Here is a 3,196-nt window from a genome sequence, read left to right as displayed (position 1 = left end):
AATTTGATTCACTTACATCTCACGACATTACATATGTAGGAATAATTCAGACTGCTAGAGCAAGTGGAATGGAGAAGTTTCCAATGCCATATGTACTGACAAACTGTCATAATACTCTCTGTGCAGTAGGTGGAACAATCAATGAAGACGATCACAAGTTTGGACTTTCAGCTGTAAAGAAATATGGTGGAATATATGTACCTCCACATATGGCGGTAATTCACTCATACAACAGGGAAATGATGGCTGGATGTGGAAGAATGATTCTAGGTTCTGATTCACATACAAGATATGGAGCATTGGGAACCATTGCAGTAGGAGAAGGTGGAGGCGAGCTTGTAAAGCAGCTTGTAGGAAGTACTTATGATGTAAAGAGACCTGAAACCATTGCAATATATCTTACCGGTAAGCCTTCTGAATTTATAGGACCTCACGATGTTGCCCTTCAGATAATAGGTAAGGTTTTCAAGAACGGTTATGTGAAAAATAAATTAATGGAATTTATAGGCGACGGAGTTTCGAATCTTAGTGTTGAGTTTAGAAACGGCATCGATGTTATGACTACTGAAACTACATGCTGGTCGTCAATCTGGAGAACAGATGAAAAGGTAAAGGAATACTTTGATATACACAAAAGACCGGAAGCATATAAGGAGCTTAATCCTGGAAAGGTTGCATACTATGACGGTATTGTATATGTTGATTTATCTGAAATTAAGCCTTCAATCGCAATACCTTTCCATCCTAGTAATGTTTACACTATTGAAGAATTCAAGAAAAATACAGTTGAGATTCTTGTAGGAATAGAAGAAGAAGCAAAGAAGATGTATGGAGAACGAGCAAAGCTTGATCTTCAGGGCAAAGTTGTAGACGGTGAATTCCATGTAGATCAGGGAATTATTGCAGGATGTTCAGGTGGAACCTTTGACAATGTAGTAGCTGCAGCAGATATCCTTGAGGGTAAATCAACAGGAAATGACAAGTTCACATTGAGCGTATATCCGGGTAGTCAGCCAGAATACAAGGAGCTTGTATCCAACGGAACAATAGGAAAGCTTATGGATGCCGGTGCAATAATAAGGTCTGCATTCTGTGGACCATGTTTCGGAGCTGGAGACACCCCTGCAAACAATGAGTTTTCTATAAGACATACTACAAGGAATTTTCCAAATAGGGAAGGATCAAAGCCTTCTGACGGACAGATTTCTGCTGTGGCACTTATGGATGCCAAGTCAATAGCGGCAACTGCTGCAAATGGTGGAGTACTAACTGGAGCCGACGAGATTGAAGCAAATTATTCAAATCCGGAATACAATTTCAACGGCGATATATATGAAAGAAGAAACTATAACGGAACAAAGAAATTCAATAAAAAGAATGAACTTGCATTCGGTCCAAACATTAAAGACTGGCCAGAGATGGAAGCTCTTAAGAAGCATCTTCTTCTTAAGGTTGTAAGCTATTTAACAGCGGAAGTTACAACTACTGATGAGCTTATACCGTCAGGAGAAACATCTTCATTCAGATCAAATCCACATATACTTGCGGAATTCACGCTTTCAAGGACAGATCCTGAATATGTAGAAAAGGCAAAGGAAGTAAGGGATTTGAGTGAGAAGTTTATTGCTGGAGAAGTAACTGAAATTGAAGAAATTATTGAGAAAATCAAAGAATTAGAAAGCGATATTACTGCTGGAGACATATCTTTAGGAAGTACAATATTTGCAAAGAAACCAGGAGATGGTTCGGCAAGGGAGCATGCTGCATCTTGTCAGAAGGTACTTGGAGCATGGGCAAACATTGCAAACGAGTATGCAACAAAGAGATATAGATCAAATCTTATCAACTGGGGGATGGTGCCTTTCATAATAGACGGAGAACCTGGATTTGAAAAAGGCGACTATATATTTATACCAGATGCAAAAGATGCTGTCATGACCGGAATGAAAAAAATCAAGGCATATGTCATCGGAGAAACAATAAAGGTTATTGACCTACAGCTTGACAACCTGACAGATGATGAGAAGAATATTATTACAGATGGAAGTTTAATTAATTATCATAGAAACAAGTAGTAAATAGTATTATTAATCCCTAGGTTTTGGAGAAAAGCCTGGGGATTTTTTTGTCACTGCATTGCAATCAAAAGCAATAATGGGTATACTGTTATAGGTAGTGTAATCTAGAAATTCATAAAATATAATGACAGTATATGAATTCGTGAGTAAAAGGATTATATACTGATGGAGGTAAATATGAATCGAAATGAAGCATTGGAACTATTAAAGAAGCACGTAACATCGAATCAGTTATTGAGACATTCCTTTGCCGTTGAAGCTGCAATGATTGCTTATGCAAAGAAGTTCGGAGAAGATGAAAATAAATGGGGTAATCTTGGATTATTGCATGATATCGACTTTGAAAAGTATCCTGACGAGCATCCGCACCATGCACCTGAACTACTTGAAGGAGCAGGTTTTGACGACGAATTTGTGAAATCAATCCTTTCTCATGGAGAAAATATGAACGTACCAAGGGATTTGATGGAGAGAAAATGCCTTCATGCAGTAGATGAGATGGCAAGTTTTATAATTGCTGTGGCTTTGATGAGACCTACAAAATTTGAAGGACTAAAGGCGAAATCCATTAAAAAGAAAATGAAGGATAAAAAATTTGCAGCTGCTGTGAACAGAGAAGAGCTCATATCTTCAATGGAAGAAGTGGGAGTTGAGTTTGCAGACCATATAGATACAATTGTAAACGGACTTATAGAGCATGACGTATTGATTGCTCAGGATGGATACAGTCTTCTTGCATAAGAATTAGTCAATTAAAAATTCTGCCTAGATTAGGCAGAATTTTTTTATTATGTTTTGCTAACTTTACGCAGTCCGTTTATGGCTCCATAAACTAGTAGAGCGAAACTCACAGGTAATATCCATCTAAAGAATTTTGTTAAAAAAGAAGCTGAACTGCCTATTACAGAAGCTAATGGTATTATGAAGCTCGATACACAGCATGCAAAACCTGTAAGAAAGCTTGGTAGTATGCCGATAATTCCACTGAACTTGGTATCTAGTCTGCATTGTCTTGGTAGCGTATACATGTAAATGAACATGATATATTTAAAAACACTAGAAATCCAAGGATTATTGCTATTAATATGTTGAAAGGGGCGATTAAGATCCTTATGGAT

Annotated in this window: 2 protein-coding genes and 1 pseudogene; 2 read left to right on the top strand and 1 reads right to left on the bottom strand. The window is 37.6% G+C overall.

Going from position 1 to position 3,196, the window contains the following annotated elements; genetic code table 11:
• Positions 1-2,075 (top strand): hydratase (locus AC3AX0_RS08905; protein WP_487549945.1); only part of this gene is annotated, 2,075 nt, incomplete at its 5' end.
• A 180-nt stretch (positions 2,076-2,255) separates the two neighbouring features.
• Positions 2,256-2,819, top strand: a complete 564-nt coding sequence (locus AC3AX0_RS08900) for an HDIG domain-containing metalloprotein (protein WP_487549944.1) — start codon at positions 2,256-2,258, stop codon at positions 2,817-2,819.
• A 47-nt stretch (positions 2,820-2,866) separates the two neighbouring features.
• Here the strand turns inward: AC3AX0_RS08900 and AC3AX0_RS08895 are convergent.
• Positions 2,867-3,196, bottom strand: a pseudogene (locus AC3AX0_RS08895) (hypothetical protein); the annotation flags it as partial.

Source organism: Dethiosulfatibacter sp., from assembly GCF_983023055.1.
Note: the sequence above shows the minus strand (reverse complement) of the source record. Positions and strands in the feature narration are given on the sequence as shown.